This is a genomic window from Streptomyces sp. NPDC053431 (assembly GCF_044544925.1).
In the GTDB taxonomy this organism is placed as follows: Bacteria; Actinomycetota; Actinomycetes; order Streptomycetales; family Streptomycetaceae; genus Streptomyces.
The window spans coordinates 435,692-452,740 of record NZ_JBITXX010000003.1; the positions used below are offsets into that span (position 1 = coordinate 435,692).

Below are 17,049 nucleotides of genomic sequence, written 5' to 3' on the forward strand. Positions count from 1 at the left end.
TGTCTATGTTGACGTTTGTCGATGTCGAGTGCCATCCTGGGCCACGAAGAGATCGACAAGCGTCGAAGCAAGGGGAACCGTCGTGAGCGCCACCGTCACCGACCAGCTGCCCGTCCTCGTGATCGGTGCCGGGCCCGCAGGCCTGGCCGCCGCCGCCCACCTCGTCGAGCGTGGCCTCGAACCGCTCGTCCTGGAGGCGGGACCGGCCGCCGGCGCGGCGGTACGCGAGTGGGCGCACATCCGGCTGTTCTCCACCTGGGGCGAGGTCACGGACCCTGCCGCCGAGAAGCTCCTGGCCCCCACCGGCTGGGTCAAGCCCGACGCGAAGACGTATCCGACCGGCGGCGACTGGGCGGAGAAGTACCTCCAGCCGCTGGCCGACGTCCTCGGCGACAAGGTCCGCTTCGGTGCGACGGTCACCGGTGTCTCCCGCGCCGGCCGCGACCGGATCGTCGACGCCGACCGCGAGAACCAGCCCTTCGTCGTCCACGTCGCCCACGCCGACGGACGCGAGGAGCGGCTCTTCGCTCGCGCGGTGATCGACGCCTCCGGCACCTGGTCCACCCCGAGCCCGGCCGGCGCCTCCGGCCTGCCGGCCCTCGGCGAGAAGGCCGCCGCCGACCGCGTCACCTACCGCGTCCCCGATCTCAAGGGCCCGGCCGTCCGTGCCCGTTTCGCGGGCAAGCGCACCGCCGTGATCGGCTCGGGCGCCTCCGCGTTCACCGCTCTCGCGTCGCTCGCGGACCTGGCCGAGTCCGAGGGCGGCGAAGGGACGAAGGCGGTCTGGATCCTGCGCCGTGGCATCTCCGGCTCCACGTTCGGCGGCGGCACGGCCGACCAGCTCCCCGCCCGTGGCGCCCTCGGTCTCGCCGCCAAGGCCGCCGTCGACAAGGGCCACGCCGACGCCGTCACCGGCTTCCGCACGGAGGCGATCGAGCGCGACGCCGACGGCCGCCTGGTCCTCGTGGCCGAGGACGGCCGCCGTCTCGACCCGGTCGACGAGGTCGTCGTCCTCACCGGCTTCCGCCCCGACCTGTCCTTCCTGGACGAGCTCCGCCTCAACCTCGACGAGCGCCTCCAGGCCCCGGTTGGACTCGCCCCGCTGATCGACCCGAACCAGCATTCCTGCGGCACGGTCTACCCGCACGGCGTGAAGGAGCTGTCGCACCCGGAGGAGAGCGTCTATCTCGTCGGCATGAAGTCCTACGGCCGCGCCCCGACCTTCCTCGCCCTCACCGGCTACGAGCAGGTCCGCTCCGTGGTCGCCGCCATCGCCGGCGACCACGAGTCCGCCGAACGCGTCGAACTCGTCCTCCCGGAGACCGGAGTGTGCGGCGGCGCCGGCCTCTTCGACCAGCCCGACAACGACGCTCAGCCCGATGGCGGCGGCTGCTGCGCTCCGGCCCCTGCACTCATCCAGCTCGGCACGGCCGACCAGACGCCTTCCTGCGGATAGCAGCTGAGGAACGCGTAGCGGATGGACCCAGTCCGGGGCCACACCCAGGACACGATGGTGCGCGCCGGCCAGTCCTCGGAGAAGGCGGCCTTCTGGCACGGATGTGGCACGGGAGCCCTGGACCGGTCTGGACGACACAGAAGCCCCAGGTCGCTGACCTGGGGCTTTGCTCTGGAGCGGATGACGGGAATCGAACCCGCGCCATAACGCTCGCTTGGGAATCATCCGGCACTTGACCTCTATATGGCATCTGACCTGCGAAAACGTGTGGCGATGACCTCGTCCTGACTGCTTCGTCCGCCCTGTGGTGACCGCTGTTTACCGCCCCTGGTGGCACGTTGTGGCACGGTCCTCCGCAGGAGGGGAAGGCGCCGCTGCTGCTTCTGGACACCACGAGCGGCGACCTGGCGGGCAGGGTGCCGAATTCTGTCCCGCAGCCGGTACCCGTAGGCGACCAGCCGTCCGGGGGCTTGGGGCACCGAGAACGTGTGCGTCATGGTGGATACGGTTCGCAGGCCACTCCATCCCCGTCTCGGTCGAGGTGCGGAGCGTATCCGGGCTCGCCCCTATGGATAGGTGCGGCGCCTGCGGCTCGTGCCTCGTCGCAGTCCTCGTAGTAGGGGGAGGGAGGCCGCTCCGGCCTGGTCACCTCGTGTACGTCAGCGCCGACGATCGTGCCGCCGCGAACCGTGTAGGTGCCTTCGTAGATCCTCAGCGAGCCGTCGGCCTGCGCGGCCTCCAGCCTCACGGAGACGGTGTCGCCGGCTGTGCCGAGGATGTGAACCGTGTCGTGGGCGGTAGCGGCGAACCCATCGGCGAAGGCCGAGTAGGAGCCCGAGAGGTTCTTGCCCCCGAGGTCCCAGGCCCGTCGGTAGTCCTTCGCGTTGATGGCAGCGAAATACGTGCGGACGACGGCTGACGCGTCGGCGGTCGTCGGCGGATTCGTCGGCCATGGGGACACGGGCTCCGGGCTCGTCGGGGCGGGCGCCGGTGTTGTGGACGGTGGCGGTGGCGTCGCCGGTTCAGTCACGGTCTCGGTCACCGTGGTGGCGTTGCGCGCGGGCGTCGACTCGCCGCCCCCACAGCCACTCACGCCCAGTAGTGCGGTCAGCAGCAGCGAAGACGCCCCCACATGAGTGCGGCGGTTCATGGCGTCACCTCATGACACGAGGCCTCCTCCTTCAGACTGCGCTGCCCCTGTCGGGACAGCAACGCGTGGGGACACGCGTCGAGGCGAAGGAGAATCGCTCGGCGCACGCCAAGTGGCCGGCGCATCCGGCTCGGGCACGTCGGCTGCCTCGGGACGCGCCGCTTCCTCGGCGTGTTCGGTGCCAGGCGATCAGTCGTCGGGCGGGCCTTCCGCTTCCTGGAGCCTCTCGGCGATGTCATCGGCCCACTCCTGAGCCCACTGACGCAGATCGACGGTCTGCTGGTCGTCGAGTCCGTACGCGGCGAATTCGGTGTCGTCGATCCAGTCCGCCCCGGAGAGCCGGGCCTGAAGGTCGGAGAGGTCGAAGCTGTCGCGGGCGTGGCGGCGGCCGAGCTCTTCGAGCTCGACGTGACTCCAGCGGTCAGCGGCGGCCCTGACGTCGATAAGGTCTCGGGCCAGGCCGCGGTCCGCCAGCGCGCGGACCTTCGTACCGACCACGTCCTCCAGCGAGAGCACCAGGCCATGCTCGGTCTTCACCGGCGGACGCCAGAGTGCTTCCTTGAGGACGTCGACCTCGCACTCCTCGCCTGTGGCGGCGTCGGTGACGATCAGCCGCGCGGACAGCGGGTCGGTTTCCAACCCCCGCACGTGCCATCCGCGTTGTTCCAGCCCGGCGCGCACGGTGGCGGCGATCTTCTCCATCGGCTCCGGGTTCTCGGTGGCGACATCGAGGTCCTTGCTGAGCCGGTCGACCAGTCCGTGGGCCTGGACGGCGTAGCCACCCGTGAGCACGAGTGGGTAGGCGTCGCCGACGGCGAGGACATCCGCGAGGAGCCGCCGGTGCAGTTCCGTGAGATTCACGCAGCAGCCTGGGCGTCGGGCGGCAGTTCGTCGAAGGCGTTCTCCCAGACGTCACGGACGTCCCGGCTGATCAGGGTGCGCAGGACAGGCCACATGGCGACGAGCAGCTCCCGGTTCAGGTAGTGGACCAGGTCGTCGTGCTGTCCTTCGGCCAGGACGATCCGATAGCAGCTCATCCGCAATCGGGGCTGGTCGAGGTCGAAGCGGGACAGGCCGGACCAGGCAAGGTGCAGCGGAAGGTCGACCTGGCCGTGGGCGGGGCCGGCGAGCTCCGAGAGCTCGGCAGGAAGCCGCCGGGCGAATCTGGTGCGGCGGAGCTCGGGGACGCTGGGCGTGGCTGCCATGCCTTGATTATTCCGCAGGGGAGCGGGGCGGCCGGGTGATTCCGGCACAGGGAACCCCCGGCTCAGAGCTTCCACCTGGCCGCAGTGGCGGTAATCCCGCCGTAAGGGCAGGTCACTCCACCTCCGTCGAGACGACACGGGGTTCGTGCCCTCCGCGTGCCCCATCTCACGGGACTGAAGGGTGTCTGGACGGCGAGACTCGTCTGCCAACAAACAAGCCCCAGGTCGCTGACCTGGGGCTTTGCTCTGGAGCGGATGACGGGAATCGAACCCGCGCTATAAGCTTGGGAAGCTCATGTTCTACCATTAAACTACATCCGCAAACACCGCTCGATGATCGAAGCGGCATCGTTGCACACTGTACCCCATCCCGCATCCGAGGCGAAGCGCGTTCGATCGGAGTGCCCTCCACGGGGCGGTCCTCGGGATCCCCTAATGTGGCTGTCTCGTCCACCACTTGTCGGGGAAGGGACTTGATGGGTTCGATGGAGCGCACCGTCGTCCGTTGTGCCGAGGGGCACGTTTTCAGCACCGCTTCGTTCCCGTTGCAGCAACTCGGGGCAGGGCGGATCGGGCCCGGGCGGCTCGTTCGGTGTCCACGGTGCGCGCGGCTGCGTCATGCCGTGCCCGTGGAGCTCGAGCAGCGCTGATCGTCCGCCGAGGGCGGCGGAGGGGCGCGGGTTCTCCCGATTGGGGGAGCTCCGCGCCCCCTGCGTATCGTGGGAGCGTGCTTCTCTCAGACAAGGACATCCGGGCCGAGATCGACGCCGGACGGGTACGCATCGACCCGTACGACGAATCCATGGTGCAGCCCTCGAGCATCGACGTGCGGCTTGACCGCTTCTTCCGGGTGTTCGAGAACCACCGCTACCCCCACATCGACCCCGCGGTCGAGCAGCTGGACCTCACCCGTGAGGTCGAGCCGGAGGGGGACGAGGCGTTCATCCTGCACCCGGGCGAGTTCGTGCTCGCGTCGACCTACGAGGTCATCACCCTGCCGGACGACATCGCCTCCCGCCTGGAGGGGAAGAGCTCCCTCGGGCGGCTCGGGCTCGTCACCCACTCCACCGCCGGGTTCATCGACCCGGGTTTCTCCGGGCACGTGACCCTGGAGCTGTCGAACCTCGCCACCCTGCCGATCAAGCTCTGGCCGGGGATGAAGATCGGCCAGCTGTGCATGTTCCGGCTGAGCTCGCCCGCCGAGTTCCCGTACGGCAGCGAGCGGTACGGGTCGCGGTACCAGGGGCAGCGGGGGCCGACGGCCTCCCGGTCGTACATGAACTTCCATCGGACCCAGGTGTGAGGCGGTAGCCGGCATGAGTGAAGTACGCGAGAACCTGACGTACGAGGGCTTCGGGCGCGCCATCCGCGAGCTCGCCCAGACCATCGCCGACGACGGCTACGAGCCCGACATCGTGCTGTCCATCGCCCGCGGCGGCGTCTTCGTCGCCGGCGGCCTGGCGTACGCCCTGGACTGCAAGAACATCCACCTCGTGAACGTCGAGTTCTACACCGGCGTCGGCACGACGCTCGAGATGCCCGTCATGCTCGCGCCCGTCCCGAACGCGATCGACTTCTCCGACAAGAAGGTCCTGATCGCCGACGACGTCGCCGACACCGGCAAGACGCTCAAGCTGGTCCACGACTTCTGCGTCGACCACGTCGCCGAGGTCCGCTCCGCGGTCATCTACGAGAAGTCCCACTCGCTGGTGAAGTGCGAGTACGTCTGGAAGAAGACCGACGAGTGGATCAACTTCCCCTGGTCGGTCGAGCCGCCCGTCGTCCAGCGCGAGGGCCAGGTCCTCGACGCCTGACGGAGGCGGAGGCCTGACGGAGGCGGAGGCCTGACGAAGGCGGACGCCTGACACGGGCGAGCGCGAGGGCCCCCACCGCTCTGCGGTGGGGGCCCTCGCTTCCGTACGTGGTTCCTACAGCGTGCCCAGCTTGATCAGGCTCAGCAGCGCCACCAGCTGGATGGCCGACGCGCCCAGGGCCTTGGGCCACGGGAGGTCGTGGGAGCGGCTCACCATGACGGTGAAGAGCGCGCCCGCCGCCAGCCAGGTGAGCCAGCCGATGACCTGCACCAGACCGTTCTCGCCGCCCAGGAAGAGGGCGAAGAGCAGGCGCGGCGTGTCCGTGATCGACATGATCAGCATGGACAGGCCGACCGTCGGCTGCCAGGAGCCGTCGCCGCCCAGCTGGCGGGCCAGCGTGTGGGTGACCGCGCCGAGGATCAGTCCGCCGAGCACGAAGCCCACGGCCGTCATCAGGACGTACGGGATCGCCGTCGACAGGGTCGCGTTGATCGCCTCGTCGCGCGCCTGGTCGAAACCGAAGATCGCCAGGAGTCCGTAGAGGAACGTGACGATCAGCGCCGGGCCCCACACCGCGTGGTCCCGCATCCGGAGGAAGGTGTCCGCCGGGCGCAGCACGATGCCGCTCAGCAGCCCCTTCCAGGGCAGTCGCGGGCCCGTGGGGACGGGGGCGGCCCCGGCCTCGTACGGGGCGCCCTGACCGTAGGGGTCGTCGTGGACGCTGAAGACCTGGGTGTGGCCCGGGTTGTTGGCGGCGTAGTGCTGTCGCGGGTGCTGCTGCTGCGGCGCGTGCGGGTCGCCGAAGTACTCCGGCTCGCCCTCGCCGTATCCCTGCTGCTGCGCCCACTGCTGCCGAGCGTGCTGCTGGTGCTGCTGCGGGTACGGCGGCGGGGGCGCGTTGTACCCGTACGGCGCCTGCTGCGGTCGTTGTTGCGGGGGGCCGCCGGCCCGGCCGCGTCCGTTCCTGAATCCAGCCACGTCCATGAACGTACCCGCTCCCGCCGAGCGCTCGCGCCACGGCGGGAGAGTGCGGCAGAGCTGTGACATCCCCTAGGGGTTTACACGGCCGCCGCGGGGGCGTGGGACGCCTGTTACATATCCGACGGAATCCCCACACATCGGACACCTACCTTGAATGTGTCGCCGAACAAGCTACGCAAAAGGAACTTTCCCATGCGAATCGCCCGTCGGACCCTTCGTACCGCAGCCATCGCCACCGGCACCGCCGCCGCCCTCTCCCTCCCGGCCGCCGCCGCCTTCGCCGACGAGAACCCGGCGCCCAAGGAGCAGGCCCAGGAGCAGGGGCAGACCCAGGAGCAGGGGCAGACCCGGCAGCAGGGCCAGGCCCAGGAGCAGGGGCAGACCCAGGAGCAGGGGCAGACCCGGCAGCAGGAGCAGGGGGACGGTCAGGGGGAGCAGGAGAGCACCGGTCCCGTCGTGGGGCGGATCTTCGTCCAGTCGTACAAGCTCGCCGACGGCTCCGTCGCCAGGGTCTACATGACCACCCCCACCGACTACCAGGCCGAGATCTGGGCCGGCGGCACGCTGCTCGACACCCTCCGTACCTCCGGGCAGCCCGCGTACGGCCAGAACAACGGTCTGCACGTCGTCCTGCAGCCCGACGGCACCGTCTCCTCCTGGACGGACCAGGCACCGACCCCGAAGCCGGACCCCAGGCCCACCCCCGAGCCGAAGCCCAAGCCGACCCCCAAGCCGGCCCCGAAGCCGACCCCCAAGCCGGCCCCCAAGCCCAGGCCCGCCCCGCACCAGGCCGACGCGCGCGTCACGCTGCCCAATGGCGAGGTGGCCAGGCTCTACAAGAAGGGGCCGCGCGTCGAGCTCCGCTTCGGCACCCTCACGCCCGCGAAGCAGAACGTCAGCCACCAGGGCTGGACGTACAAGCTCGTCCCGCAGGGCAAGGGCGTCTACCGCCTCGTCGTCGTCGACACCCCGAAGCAGGGCGGCAACAGCTGGGTGTACGACTTCGACGGCAAGCTCGTCCGGACGTACAAGGCCCAGAAGGGCGGCACCGTCGTCGTGCCCCGCGGCACCGTCCCGAAGGGCGCCGTGAAGGCCGGGGCCGAGAACGTCGCCCCGGTGTCCGGTGACACCCACGAGGCCGCCCTCATCGGCGCGGGCGGCGGCATGGCCGCCCTCGGTGCCGCCGGGCTCGGCTTCGCCCTCTACCACCGCCGCGGGCAGCGGAACTGACCCCATGACGAAGGGTCGCCCCATGACGAAGGGCCGCCCCGCTTCACGCGGGGCGGCCCTTCGTCACGTACGGGCGGTGCTTACGCGGCCGGCTCCGGCTCCGGCTCGTCGGCCGGCTCCGGGGCCTCCGGCTCCACCGGCGTCTTCACCGAGTCGAGCAGCAGCTGTGCCACGTCGACGACCTGCAGGCTCTCCTTGGCCTTGCCGTCGTTCTTCTTGCCGTTGACGGAGTCCGTCAGCATGACGAGGCAGAACGGGCAGGCGGTGGAGACGATGTCCGGGTTGAGCGAGAGGGCCTCGTCGACGCGCTCGGTGTTGATGCGCTTGCCGATCCGCTCCTCCATCCACATCCGGGCACCACCGGCACCGCAGCAGAAGCCGCGCTCCTTGTGGCGGTGCATCTCCTGCTGGCGCAGGCCGGGGACGGCGGACATGATCTCGCGCGGCGGCGTGTAGACCTTGTTGTGGCGGCCCAGGTAGCACGGGTCGTGGTACGTGATCAGGCCGTCGACCGGGGTCACCGGGATCAGCTTGCCCTCGTCGATGAGGTGCTGGAGCAGCTGGGTGTGGTGGATGACCTCGTAGTCGCCGCCGAGCTGCGGGTACTCGTTGGCGATGGTGTTGAAGCAGTGCGGGCAGGTCGAGACGATCTTCTTCGCCGACTTCGGCTTCTTCGTCGACTCGTCCTCGTCGTCCTCGCCGAACGCCATGTTCAGCATCGCGACGTTCTCCTGGCCGAGCTGCTGGAACAGCGGCTCGTTGCCCAGGCGGCGCGGGGAGTCACCCGTGCACTTCTCCTCGCCGCCCATGATCGCGAACTTGACGCCCGCGATGTGCAGCAGCTCCGCGAAGGCCTTGGTGGTCTTCTTGGCGCGGTCCTCCAGGGCGCCGGCGCAGCCGACCCAGTAGAGGTAGTCGACCTCGGTGAGGTCCTCGACGTCCTTGCCGACGATCGGGACCTCGAAGTCGACCTCCTTGGTCCACTCGACGCGCTGCTTCTTGGCGAGACCCCAGGGGTTGCCCTTCTTCTCCAGGTTCTTCAGCATCGTGCCGGCCTCCGACGGGAAGGCGGACTCGATCATGACCTGGTAGCGGCGCATGTCGACGATGTGGTCGATGTGCTCGATGTCGACCGGGCACTGCTCGACGCAGGCGCCGCAGGTGGTGCAGGACCACAGGACGTCCGGGTCGATGACGCCGTTCTCCTCGGCGGTGCCGATCAGCGGGCGCTCGGCCTCGGCGAGAGCCGCGGCGGGGACGTCCTTGAGCTGCTCCTCGGTCGCCTTCTCCTCGCCCTCCATCGTCTTGCCGCCGCCCGCGAGCAGGTACGGCGCCTTGGCGTGCGCGTGGTCGCGCAGCGACATGATGAGGAGCTTCGGGGAGAGCGGCTTGCCCGTGTTCCAGGCGGGGCACTGCGACTGGCAGCGGCCGCACTCGGTGCAGGTGGAGAAGTCGAGGATGCCCTTCCAGGAGAACTGCTCGACCTGGGAGACGCCGTAGACGTCGTCCTCGCCCGGGTCCTCGAAGTCGATCGGCTTGCCGCCGGAGGTCATCGGCTGCAGCGGGCCGAGGGCGGTGGAGCCGTCCGCGTTGCGCTTGAACCAGATGTTGGGGAAGCCGAGGAAGCGGTGCCAGGCGACACCCATGTTGGTGTTGAGCGAGACCGTGATCATCCAGGTGAAGGACGTGACGATCTTGAGCGCCGCGAAGAAGTACGTGAGGTTCTGGATCGTGCTCAGGTCGGCGCCGTCGAGCAGCGCGATCAGCGGGTACGAGGCGAAGAAGCCCGGCTCCCAGCTCGTCACGTGGTGCTGGACGCCCTCCAGGGCGCGCAGCGTCATGATGCAGACGCCGACGATGAGGATGACGGCCTCGACGAAGTAGGCCTGGCCCGTCTTGGAGCCCGCGAAGCGGGACTTGCGGCCGGCCTGGGTCGGCTTGCTGAGCTGGCGGATCACGATGAGCGTGACGATGCCGAGGACGGTCATCAGGCCGAGGAACTCGGTGAAGATCTCGTACGGCAGCCAGTCGCCGATGATCGGGATGAGCCAGTCCGCCTGGAAGAGCTGACCGAAGGCGTTGACGATCGTGAGCAGGAGGGAGAAGAAGCCCACCGCCACGAACCAGTGCGCCACGCCGACGACACCCCAGCGGTTCATCCGGGTGTGGCCGAGGAACTCCTTGACCAGCGTGACGGTGCGCTGCTTCGGGTCGCCGGTGCGCGTACCCGCGGGCACCGGCTGACCGAGCCGCACGAAGCGGTAGATCTGCGCGGTGGCGCGGCCGAACAGCGCGACGGCTACCACCGTGATGACGATCGACACGACGATCGCGGCGAGTTGCATGAGGGGCTCCTCGGGCGGGCCTGCGAGGCGGAGCACCGGCACTCTCGAGCGCTTGCTGCGGGCACTGTCGAGTGTGGCACTACTAAGCGGTAACTTATTCAGTCCGTGCCGAGATTACCGGGTCGCGGCCGCGCACTGTAGCGGAGCTCACGGTGATCTGTGTCGCTCAGGCAACCCTTGCCGTGTGGGGCGCGTGGGCCGCGAGGCGACGTTTACGGACTGCAGGCAGCGTACGCGCCAGGATGACCAGATCCATGCCGAGCCAGTGATGGTCCACATAGTGGAGATCGAGCAGCTCACGCTCCTCCCACGGCAGCTCCGAACGTCCGCTGATCTGCCACGGACCCGTCATCCCCGGCCGCACGGACAGCCGGCGCCGTCCGTCCCCGACGCTCTCCCGGTGCCCGGGCGCCAAGGGGCACGGCCCCACGAGCGACATCTCCCCCCGTACGACATGGAGCAGCAGCGGCAGGTTCGCCCATGGGCTCTTCGTGCGGAAGGTCAGCATCGTGAAGACCCGGCCGTTCCGGCCCGCGACCGGACGGCGGCGCAGCAGCCGGTAGGCGCTCCCCGCGCGCGTGCCGCCCGTTCCGAGTGCGACGGACAGGGCGACGGCGGTGATCAGCGGGGAGAGCAGGACGAGGAGGGCGAGTCCGCCCGCGATGTCGAACGCGCGCTTCGCCGTCATGCGCGTACACCTTCCGGCGCGAATCATGGGATATGTCCGGACTCTCTCACGCGAAAGGTGCCGGATCGGGGAACGACGCGCCCCTGCGAGGCGTTGATTGAGCGCCGGGGATGGCGAAGAGTTGAGTCGGCTCCGCTCAAGTCTGTTGACTCGCACGCGGGCCTCGTGCATCCTTGAGTCAGTTCCACTCAAGTCAGTCAGCTGGAGGAATCGAAATGGCACGTGCGGTCGGCATCGACCTGGGCACCACTAACTCCGTCGTCAGCGTTCTCGAAGGCGGCGAGCCCACCGTCATCACCAACGCCGAGGGTGCCAGGACCACGCCGTCCGTCGTCGCCTTCGCGAAGAACGGCGAGGTGCTCGTCGGCGAGGTGGCCAAGCGCCAGGCGGTCACCAACGTCGACCGGACCATCCGGTCCGTGAAGCGCCACATGGGCACCGACTGGAAGATCGAGCTGGACGGGAAGACCTTCAACCCGCAGCAGATGTCCGCCTTCATCCTCCAGAAGCTGAAGCGCGACGCCGAGGCCTACCTGGGCGAGAAGGTGACCGACGCGGTCATCACCGTCCCGGCCTACTTCAACGACTCCGAGCGCCAGGCGACGAAGGAGGCCGGCGAGATCGCCGGTCTGAACGTCCTCCGCATCGTCAACGAGCCCACCGCGGCCGCGCTCGCCTACGGCCTCGACAAGGACGAGCAGATCATCCTCGTCTTCGACCTCGGTGGCGGCACCTTCGACGTGTCCCTCCTGGAGATCGGCGACGGCGTCGTCGAGGTGAAGGCCACCAACGGTGACAACCACCTCGGTGGTGACGACTGGGACCAGCGCGTCGTCGACTACCTGGTGAAGCAGTTCGCCAACGGCCACGGCGTCGACCTGTCCAAGGACAAGATGGCCCTGCAGCGTCTGCGCGAGGCCGCCGAGAAGGCCAAGATCGAGCTGTCCTCCTCCACGGAGACCACGATCAACCTGCCCTACATCACGGCTTCCGCCGAGGGCCCGCTGCACCTGGACGAGAAGCTCACCCGCGCCCAGTTCCAGCAGCTCACCGCCGACCTGCTCGAGCGCTGCAAGACCCCGTTCCACAACGTCATCAAGGACGCCGGCATCTCCCTCAGCGAGATCGACCACGTCGTCCTGGTCGGTGGCTCCACCCGTATGCCCGCCGTCGCCGAGCTCGTCAAGGAGCTGACCGGCGGCAAGGAGGCCAACAAGGGTGTGAACCCGGACGAGGTCGTCGCCATCGGCGCCACCCTCCAGGCCGGTGTCCTCAAGGGCGAGGTCAAGGACGTCCTGCTCCTCGACGTGACCCCGCTGTCCCTCGGCATCGAGACCAAGGGCGGCATCATGACCAAGCTCATCGAGCGCAACACCACGATCCCGACCAAGCGGTCCGAGATCTTCACGACGGCCGAGGACAACCAGCCGTCCGTGCAGATCCAGGTCTACCAGGGCGAGCGCGAGATCGCGGCGTACAACAAGAAGCTCGGCATGTTCGAGCTGACCGGTCTGCCGCCGGCACCGCGTGGCGTCCCGCAGATCGAGGTCTCCTTCGACATCGACGCGAACGGCATCATGCACGTGACCGCGAAGGACCTCGGCACGGGCAAGGAGCAGAAGATGACCGTCACCGGCGGCTCCTCGCTCGCCAAGGACGAGGTCGACCGGATGCGCCAGGAGGCCGAGCAGTACGCGGAGGAGGACCACCGCCGCCGCGAGGCCGCCGAGACCCGCAACCAGGGCGAGCAGCTCGTCTACCAGACGGAGAAGTTCCTCAAGGACAACGAGGACAAGGTCCCCGGTGAGGTCAAGACCGAGGTCGAGACCGCCGTCGCCGAGCTGAAGGAGAAGCTCAAGGGCGAGGACACCGCGGAGATCCGCACGGCCACCGAGAAGGTCGCGGCCGTCTCCCAGAAGCTCGGCCAGGCCATGTACGCCGACGCCCAGGCCGCCCAGGCCGCGGGTGGCGCCGACGCCGGCCAGGCCCAGGCGCAGGACGACGACGTCGTCGACGCCGAGATCGTCGACGAGGACAAGCCGAAGGGCGGCGCTGCCTGATGTCGGAGGAGACCCCGGGCTTCGAGGAGAAGCCCGACGTCCCCGCCGACGGCACGCCCGAGGAGACCGAGGCCGCCGAGTCCGCCGCCAAGGCGGAGGGCGCGGCCCCGGCCGGGGACGCTACGGACGTAGCCCTGCTGGCCCAGCTGGACCAGGCGCGCACCGCGCTCTCCGAGCGCACCGCGGACCTCCAGCGGCTGCAGGCCGAGTACCAGAACTACCGCCGCCGCGTGGAGCGGGACCGGGTCACGGTCAAGGAGATCGCCGTCGCGAGCCTCCTGACCGAGCTCCTTCCCGTGCTCGACGACATCGGCCGGGCCCGGGAGCACGGTGAACTCGTGGGCGGCTTCAAGTCGGTCGCCGAGTCGCTGGAGACCGTCGCCGCCAAGATGGGCCTGCAGCAGTTCGGCAAGGAGGGCGAGCCCTTCGACCCGACGATCCACGAGGCCCTGATGCACTCGTACGCGCCGGACGTCACCGAGACGACCTGCGTGGCGATCCTGCAGCCGGGGTACCGGATCGGCGAGCGGACCATCCGCCCCGCGCGCGTGGCCGTCGCCGAGCCCCAGCCGGGCGCGGCTCCGGCCGCCAAGGAAGAGAAGAAGGCCGACGAGGAGAGCGGTGGCCCCGACGAGGGCTAGCGCGACGATCGTCCGAGAGGAGGGACGTCGATGAGCACGAAGGACTTCGTCGAGAAGGACTACTACAAGGTTCTCGGCGTCCCCAAGGACGCCACCGACGCCGAGATCAAGAAGGCGTACCGGAAGCTCGCCCGCGAGAACCACCCGGACGCCAACAAGGGCGACACCAAGGCGGAGGAGCGCTTCAAGGAGATCTCCGAGGCCAACGACATCCTCGGCGACCCGAAGAAGCGCAAGGAGTACGACGACGCCCGCGCCCTGTTCGGCAACGGCGGCTTCCGGGCCGGCGGTCCGGGCGCCGGCGGCTCCTTCAACTTCGACCTGGGCGACCTCTTCGGCGGCGCCCAGGGCGGAGCCGGGGGTGCCGGCGGTTTCGGCGGCGGTCTCGGGGACGTCTTCGGCGGCCTGTTCAACCGGGGCGGGGGCGGCGCGGGCACCCGTACGCAGCCACGCCGCGGCCAGGACATCGAGTCCGAGGTGACGCTCAGCTTCACCGAGGCCATCGAGGGCGCCACGGTGCCCCTGCGGATGTCCAGCCAGCAGCCCTGCAAGGCCTGTTCGGGCACCGGCGACAAGAACGGCACGCCGCGGGTGTGCCCGACCTGTGTCGGCACCGGGCAGGTCTCGCGCGGCAGCGGCGGCGGCTTCTCCCTGACCGACCCCTGCGTGGACTGCAAGGGCCGCGGCCTGATCGCCGAGACCCCCTGCGAGGTCTGCAAGGGCAGCGGCCGGGCCAAGTCCTCCCGCACCATGCAGGTCCGCATCCCGGCGGGCGTCAGCGACAACCAGAAGATCCGGCTGCGCGGCAAGGGCGCCCCGGGCGAGCGCGGCGGACCGAGCGGCGACCTGTACGTCGTCGTGCACGTCGACGCCCACCCGGTGTTCGGCCGCAAGGACGACAACCTGACCGTCACGGTGCCCGTCACGTTCGACGAGGCGGCGCTCGGCGGCGAGATCAAGGTGCCGACCCTGGGCGGCCCCGCGGTGACGCTGAAGCTGCCCGCGGGCACCCCCAACGGGCGCACCATGCGCGCCCGCGGCAAGGGCGCGGTCCGCAAGGACGGCACCCGAGGCGACCTGCTGATCACGGTGGAGGTCGCGGTGCCGAAGGAGCTGGACGACAAGGCCCGTGAGGCCCTGGAGACCTACCGCGAGGCGACGACGGGCGAGGACCCCAGGGCAGAGCTGTTCCAGGCCGCGAAGGGAGCTTGAGGAGATGGAAGGCCGCCGCCGTAACCCCTACCAGCTGACCGACGAGACCCCGGTGTACGTCATCTCGGTGGCGGCCCAGCTCTCCGGTCTGCACCCGCAGACGCTGCGTCAGTACGACCGCCTCGGCCTGGTCTCTCCGGACCGCACGGCCGGACGGGGCCGCCGCTACTCGGCCCGTGACATCGAGCTGCTCCGCCAGGTGCAGCAGCTGTCGCAGGACGAGGGCATCAACCTGGCCGGCATCAAGCGCATCATCGAGCTGGAGAACCAGGTCGCGGCGCTCCAGGCGCGGGTGGCCGAGCTGTCGACGGCGGTCGAGGGAGCGGCGGCGGCGATGCGCCAGCGCGAGGCCCAGGTGCACGCGTCGTACCGGCGTGATCTGGTGCCGTACACGGACGTGCAGCAGGCGAGCGCCCTGGTGGTCTGGCGCCCCGGCCACAAGCGCGGCGACTGACTCCCCTCATCCCCGAAGCCCCCTCCCCGGAGGGGGCTTCACCCTGTCCGGGGAGAGTGACCGCCCATGACGGGTCGCGGGCGGGCAGCGGTCACTCGTCGCGTTCCAGGATGCCGGACTGGGCGATCAGATAGCCCAGTTGGGCCCGGCTGCCGCTGCCGAGGGCGGCGGCGAGCTTCGCGATGTGCGCCCGGCAGGTGCGCACGTTCATCCCGAGGCGGCGCGCGATGGCCTCGTCGACGTGCCCCTCGACGAGGAGTTTGGCGATGGAGCGCTGCACCCCGCTGATGCCGCTGAGCATCGGGTGCTCGTAGGTGACGGGGGCGTCGAGCGGCGTGGCCTGCAGCCAGAACTGGTCGAAGACGCCGCCCAGGTACTCGACGAGCCCCTGGTGGCGCAGTTCGAGCGCGATCGTGCGGTCCCGGCTGGCCGGCACGAAGGCGACCTTGCGGTCGACGATGATGAGCCGGTCGATGATCTCTTCCAGGGTGCGGACCTCGACCTCGGGCCCGATGCGCTCCAGATAGGCCAGGGTGATGGGCTGGTGGCGCGCCGTGTGCTGGTAGAGGGTGCGCATCTTGATGCCCTTGCCGAGCAACGGCCGTACACGGCGCAGCGCTTCGCCGAAGGTATGGGCGCTGCGGCCCTTCCCCGGCTGTACGGTGAGGAGTTCCGAGGTGCACTCCTCGACGGCCCGGTCCAGGCTCGCGTTGATGCGGTCGAGGCCTTCGAGGACCGTGATGGCGTGCGTCATCGACGGGTCGCGTGCGCCGAGGGCCATGAACGGCTCGAAAGCGTCGGAGAGGGTGACCGTGAGGCGTCTGCGCTCCTGGATCTCCTTCTCGATGGGAAGGAGCAGCCGGGCCAGCGCGGCCGAAGGGGCCACCGGCCGCAGCCATTCGGCGTCGTCGGGGTCGGGACGCAGCAGGTCGAGGTCCATCAGACAGGGGGCCGACCCGATGTCCGATCGGGCGATCCGGCCTGATCGAAGCGCTTCCGCATAGAGGCGTGTGCCCGCTTCGCACAGGTCTGCGTGCGTGTGAGAATGTCCCTTTTTCTCAGGTTCTATTCGCATACGTACACCCCCAGGCTTTTGCATTACAGGAACATGATGCATTGAGCGAGTGGTGGAAACGGGATGAGTGAGCCATCGTCGTGACTTGCGGGGGAGCAGGTTGTTACACACCTTCAAGTGAGGTTGCTCGGTCATGTCCAAGAAGCTCATACGCACCGTAGCCGGTGTCGCACTGATGGCTGCTGCCGCTGTGGGAGCGGTCACGGCAACCGAGGACCCGGGGTGGGGTTCGCAGACGAGGGTCGTGAACGCCGACCCGGGCTGGGGTCTCACCCCCGCTGCCGAGGCCGACCCGGGCTGGGGTCTCTCCGCCGCCGCCGCCGACCCCGGCTGGGGTGTCGCGCCGGCCGACCCTGGATGGGAGTCCGTGGGGGCATGACGGTTCCCGAAGATCCTCGTTTCCGACGTGAGATGGCGAGCGCCTACCGGTCCGGGTGGCACTTCATCGACCTCGTCACCGCGGTGCCGCGCCGTGGCGAGTCGTTGATGGTCACCCTCTTCGGTGAGCCGATCGTCGTCGTCCGCGAAGACGACGAGGACATTCGCGCCTACCGGTGTCTTCGCCGCCCGCGCGGCGCCCCGCAGCCCGTCCGCTGTGCCATCAGGTACGGCATGATCTTCGTCAATCTCGACCAGCGCGACCACCAGCTGGTCGAACCCCAGCTGGTCGACGCCGAGACCATCACCGCCACCCCCCGCAGTGCCTGAACGATTCCCCCGTCGTTGTAGATCGTTCAG

At 69.3% G+C, this 17,049-nt stretch carries 17 protein-coding genes and 1 tRNA gene; 10 read left to right on the forward strand and 8 right to left on the reverse strand.

Features of this window, described 5'->3' with window-relative positions:
• The first annotated feature begins 82 nt into the window (after positions 1-82).
• Positions 83-1,456, forward strand: a complete 1,374-nt coding sequence (locus tag ACIGXE_RS11475) for an FAD-dependent oxidoreductase (protein WP_399745908.1) — start codon at positions 83-85, stop codon at positions 1,454-1,456.
• A 493-nt stretch (positions 1,457-1,949) separates the two neighbouring features.
• Here the strand turns inward: ACIGXE_RS11475 and ACIGXE_RS11480 are convergent, their stop codons facing one another.
• The 4 genes from ACIGXE_RS11480 to ACIGXE_RS11495 all read right to left on the reverse strand — a co-directional run bounded on the left by ACIGXE_RS11480 (position 1,950) and on the right by ACIGXE_RS11495 (position 4,132).
• Positions 1,950-2,606 (reverse strand): excalibur calcium-binding domain-containing protein, encoded by a 657-nt coding sequence (locus ACIGXE_RS11480; protein ID WP_399745910.1) that lies wholly within the window; start codon positions 2,604-2,606, stop codon positions 1,950-1,952.
• 189 nt (positions 2,607-2,795) lie between these two features.
• Positions 2,796-3,467, reverse strand: a complete 672-nt coding sequence (locus ACIGXE_RS11485) for a nucleotidyl transferase AbiEii/AbiGii toxin family protein (RefSeq protein ID WP_399745912.1) — start codon at positions 3,465-3,467, stop codon at positions 2,796-2,798.
• Complete coding sequence (locus tag ACIGXE_RS11490) at positions 3,464-3,811, reverse strand: transcriptional regulator (RefSeq protein WP_399745913.1); 348 nt, start codon at positions 3,809-3,811, stop codon at positions 3,464-3,466. Before ACIGXE_RS11490 ends, ACIGXE_RS11485 begins: the two co-directional genes overlap by 4 nt.
• Positions 3,812-4,058: 247 nt before the next feature.
• A tRNA-Gly gene (locus ACIGXE_RS11495) sits at positions 4,059-4,132 on the reverse strand.
• A gap of 406 nt (positions 4,133-4,538) precedes the next feature.
• Here ACIGXE_RS11495 and dcd point away from each other — a divergent pair.
• Both dcd and ACIGXE_RS11505 read left to right on the forward strand, forming a co-directional pair.
• Positions 4,539-5,114 carry a dCTP deaminase gene (dcd, locus tag ACIGXE_RS11500; RefSeq protein ID WP_030690788.1) on the forward strand — a complete coding sequence of 192 codons (576 nt, stop codon included), beginning with the start codon at positions 4,539-4,541 and terminating at the stop codon, positions 5,112-5,114.
• 13 nt (positions 5,115-5,127) lie between these two features.
• The gene (locus ACIGXE_RS11505; RefSeq protein WP_365343651.1) at positions 5,128-5,625 is read left to right on the forward strand and encodes a phosphoribosyltransferase; all 498 of its coding nucleotides are present in this window, start codon (positions 5,128-5,130) and stop codon (positions 5,623-5,625) included.
• A gap of 114 nt (positions 5,626-5,739) precedes the next feature.
• Here the strand turns inward: ACIGXE_RS11505 and ACIGXE_RS11510 are convergent, their stop codons facing one another.
• Positions 5,740-6,672, reverse strand: coding sequence for a Yip1 family protein (locus tag ACIGXE_RS11510; RefSeq protein ID WP_399745915.1), 933 nt, complete (start codon positions 6,670-6,672; stop codon positions 5,740-5,742).
• A gap of 126 nt (positions 6,673-6,798) precedes the next feature.
• Here ACIGXE_RS11510 and ACIGXE_RS11515 point away from each other — a divergent pair, with 126 nt between their 5' ends.
• Positions 6,799-7,836 carry a hypothetical protein gene (locus ACIGXE_RS11515; RefSeq protein WP_399745917.1) on the forward strand — a complete coding sequence of 346 codons (1,038 nt, stop codon included), beginning with the start codon at positions 6,799-6,801 and terminating at the stop codon, positions 7,834-7,836.
• An 80-nt stretch (positions 7,837-7,916) separates the two neighbouring features.
• Here ACIGXE_RS11515 and ACIGXE_RS11520 read toward each other — a convergent pair whose 3' ends face one another.
• Together ACIGXE_RS11520 and ACIGXE_RS11525 are read right to left on the reverse strand one after the other, a co-directional pair.
• The gene (locus tag ACIGXE_RS11520; RefSeq protein ID WP_399745919.1) at positions 7,917-10,181 is read right to left on the reverse strand and encodes a (Fe-S)-binding protein; all 2,265 of its coding nucleotides are present in this window, start codon (positions 10,179-10,181) and stop codon (positions 7,917-7,919) included.
• A 166-nt stretch (positions 10,182-10,347) separates the two neighbouring features.
• Positions 10,348-10,869: a sugar transferase gene (locus ACIGXE_RS11525; protein ID WP_399745921.1), complete on the reverse strand. Its 522-nt coding sequence runs from the start codon at positions 10,867-10,869 to the stop codon at positions 10,348-10,350.
• Positions 10,870-11,084: 215 nt separating this feature from the next.
• On the opposite strand from ACIGXE_RS11525, the gene dnaK reads away from it, so the two are divergent.
• Genes dnaK through ACIGXE_RS11545 form a run of 4 tightly spaced genes read left to right on the forward strand, consistent with a single transcriptional unit; the run spans position 11,085 to position 15,236 of the window.
• Positions 11,085-12,929 carry a molecular chaperone DnaK gene (gene dnaK, locus ACIGXE_RS11530; RefSeq protein ID WP_399745923.1) on the forward strand — a complete coding sequence of 615 codons (1,845 nt, stop codon included), beginning with the start codon at positions 11,085-11,087 and terminating at the stop codon, positions 12,927-12,929.
• Positions 12,929-13,570 (forward strand): nucleotide exchange factor GrpE, encoded by a 642-nt coding sequence (grpE, locus tag ACIGXE_RS11535; protein WP_399745925.1) that lies wholly within the window; start codon positions 12,929-12,931, stop codon positions 13,568-13,570. The genes dnaK and grpE overlap by 1 nt, the downstream gene beginning before the upstream one ends.
• Before the next feature lie 30 nt (positions 13,571-13,600).
• On the forward strand, positions 13,601-14,782 hold the full coding sequence (gene dnaJ / locus ACIGXE_RS11540; protein WP_399745927.1) for a molecular chaperone DnaJ: 1,182 nt from the start codon (positions 13,601-13,603) through the stop codon (positions 14,780-14,782).
• A gap of 4 nt (positions 14,783-14,786) precedes the next feature.
• Positions 14,787-15,236 (forward strand): heat shock protein transcriptional repressor HspR, encoded by a 450-nt coding sequence (locus ACIGXE_RS11545; RefSeq protein ID WP_399745929.1) that lies wholly within the window; start codon positions 14,787-14,789, stop codon positions 15,234-15,236.
• 91 nt (positions 15,237-15,327) lie between these two features.
• Here the strand turns inward: ACIGXE_RS11545 and ACIGXE_RS11550 are convergent, their stop codons facing one another.
• The gene (locus ACIGXE_RS11550; protein ID WP_399745931.1) at positions 15,328-16,311 is read right to left on the reverse strand and encodes a helix-turn-helix transcriptional regulator; all 984 of its coding nucleotides are present in this window, start codon (positions 16,309-16,311) and stop codon (positions 15,328-15,330) included.
• 133 nt (positions 16,312-16,444) lie between these two features.
• Here ACIGXE_RS11550 and ACIGXE_RS11555 point away from each other — a divergent pair, with 133 nt between their 5' ends.
• Both ACIGXE_RS11555 and ACIGXE_RS11560 read left to right on the forward strand, forming a co-directional pair.
• Positions 16,445-16,690, forward strand: coding sequence for a hypothetical protein (locus ACIGXE_RS11555; RefSeq protein ID WP_399745933.1), 246 nt, complete (start codon positions 16,445-16,447; stop codon positions 16,688-16,690).
• Positions 16,687-17,019, forward strand: a complete 333-nt coding sequence (locus tag ACIGXE_RS11560) for a (2Fe-2S)-binding protein (protein ID WP_399745934.1) — start codon at positions 16,687-16,689, stop codon at positions 17,017-17,019. The genes ACIGXE_RS11555 and ACIGXE_RS11560 overlap by 4 nt, the downstream gene beginning before the upstream one ends.
• Positions 17,020-17,049: the final 30 nt, after the last annotated feature.

Bases quoted from the DNA above. Each gene is read 5' to 3' on its own strand.
- ACIGXE_RS11550 (WP_399745931.1), bottom strand. From the start codon at position 16,311: ATGCGAATAGAACCTGAGAAAAAGGGACATTCTCACACGCACGCAGAC.
- ACIGXE_RS11525 (WP_399745921.1), bottom strand. From the start codon at position 10,869: ATGACGGCGAAGCGCGCGTTCGACATCGCGGGCGGACTCGCCCTCCTC.
- grpE (WP_399745925.1), top strand. From the start codon at position 12,929: ATGTCGGAGGAGACCCCGGGCTTCGAGGAGAAGCCCGACGTCCCCGCC.
- ACIGXE_RS11490 (WP_399745913.1), bottom strand. From the start codon at position 3,811: ATGGCAGCCACGCCCAGCGTCCCCGAGCTCCGCCGCACCAGATTCGCC.
- ACIGXE_RS11560 (WP_399745934.1), top strand. From the start codon at position 16,687: ATGACGGTTCCCGAAGATCCTCGTTTCCGACGTGAGATGGCGAGCGCC.
- ACIGXE_RS11510 (WP_399745915.1), bottom strand. From the start codon at position 6,672: ATGTCACAGCTCTGCCGCACTCTCCCGCCGTGGCGCGAGCGCTCGGCG.
- ACIGXE_RS11515 (WP_399745917.1), top strand. From the start codon at position 6,799: ATGCGAATCGCCCGTCGGACCCTTCGTACCGCAGCCATCGCCACCGGC.
- dnaK (WP_399745923.1), top strand. From the start codon at position 11,085: ATGGCACGTGCGGTCGGCATCGACCTGGGCACCACTAACTCCGTCGTC.
- ACIGXE_RS11505 (WP_365343651.1), top strand. From the start codon at position 5,128: ATGAGTGAAGTACGCGAGAACCTGACGTACGAGGGCTTCGGGCGCGCC.
- ACIGXE_RS11480 (WP_399745910.1), bottom strand. From the start codon at position 2,606: ATGAACCGCCGCACTCATGTGGGGGCGTCTTCGCTGCTGCTGACCGCA.
- ACIGXE_RS11545 (WP_399745929.1), top strand. From the start codon at position 14,787: ATGGAAGGCCGCCGCCGTAACCCCTACCAGCTGACCGACGAGACCCCG.
- ACIGXE_RS11520 (WP_399745919.1), bottom strand. From the start codon at position 10,181: ATGCAACTCGCCGCGATCGTCGTGTCGATCGTCATCACGGTGGTAGCC.
- ACIGXE_RS11555 (WP_399745933.1), top strand. From the start codon at position 16,445: ATGTCCAAGAAGCTCATACGCACCGTAGCCGGTGTCGCACTGATGGCT.
- dnaJ (WP_399745927.1), top strand. From the start codon at position 13,601: ATGAGCACGAAGGACTTCGTCGAGAAGGACTACTACAAGGTTCTCGGC.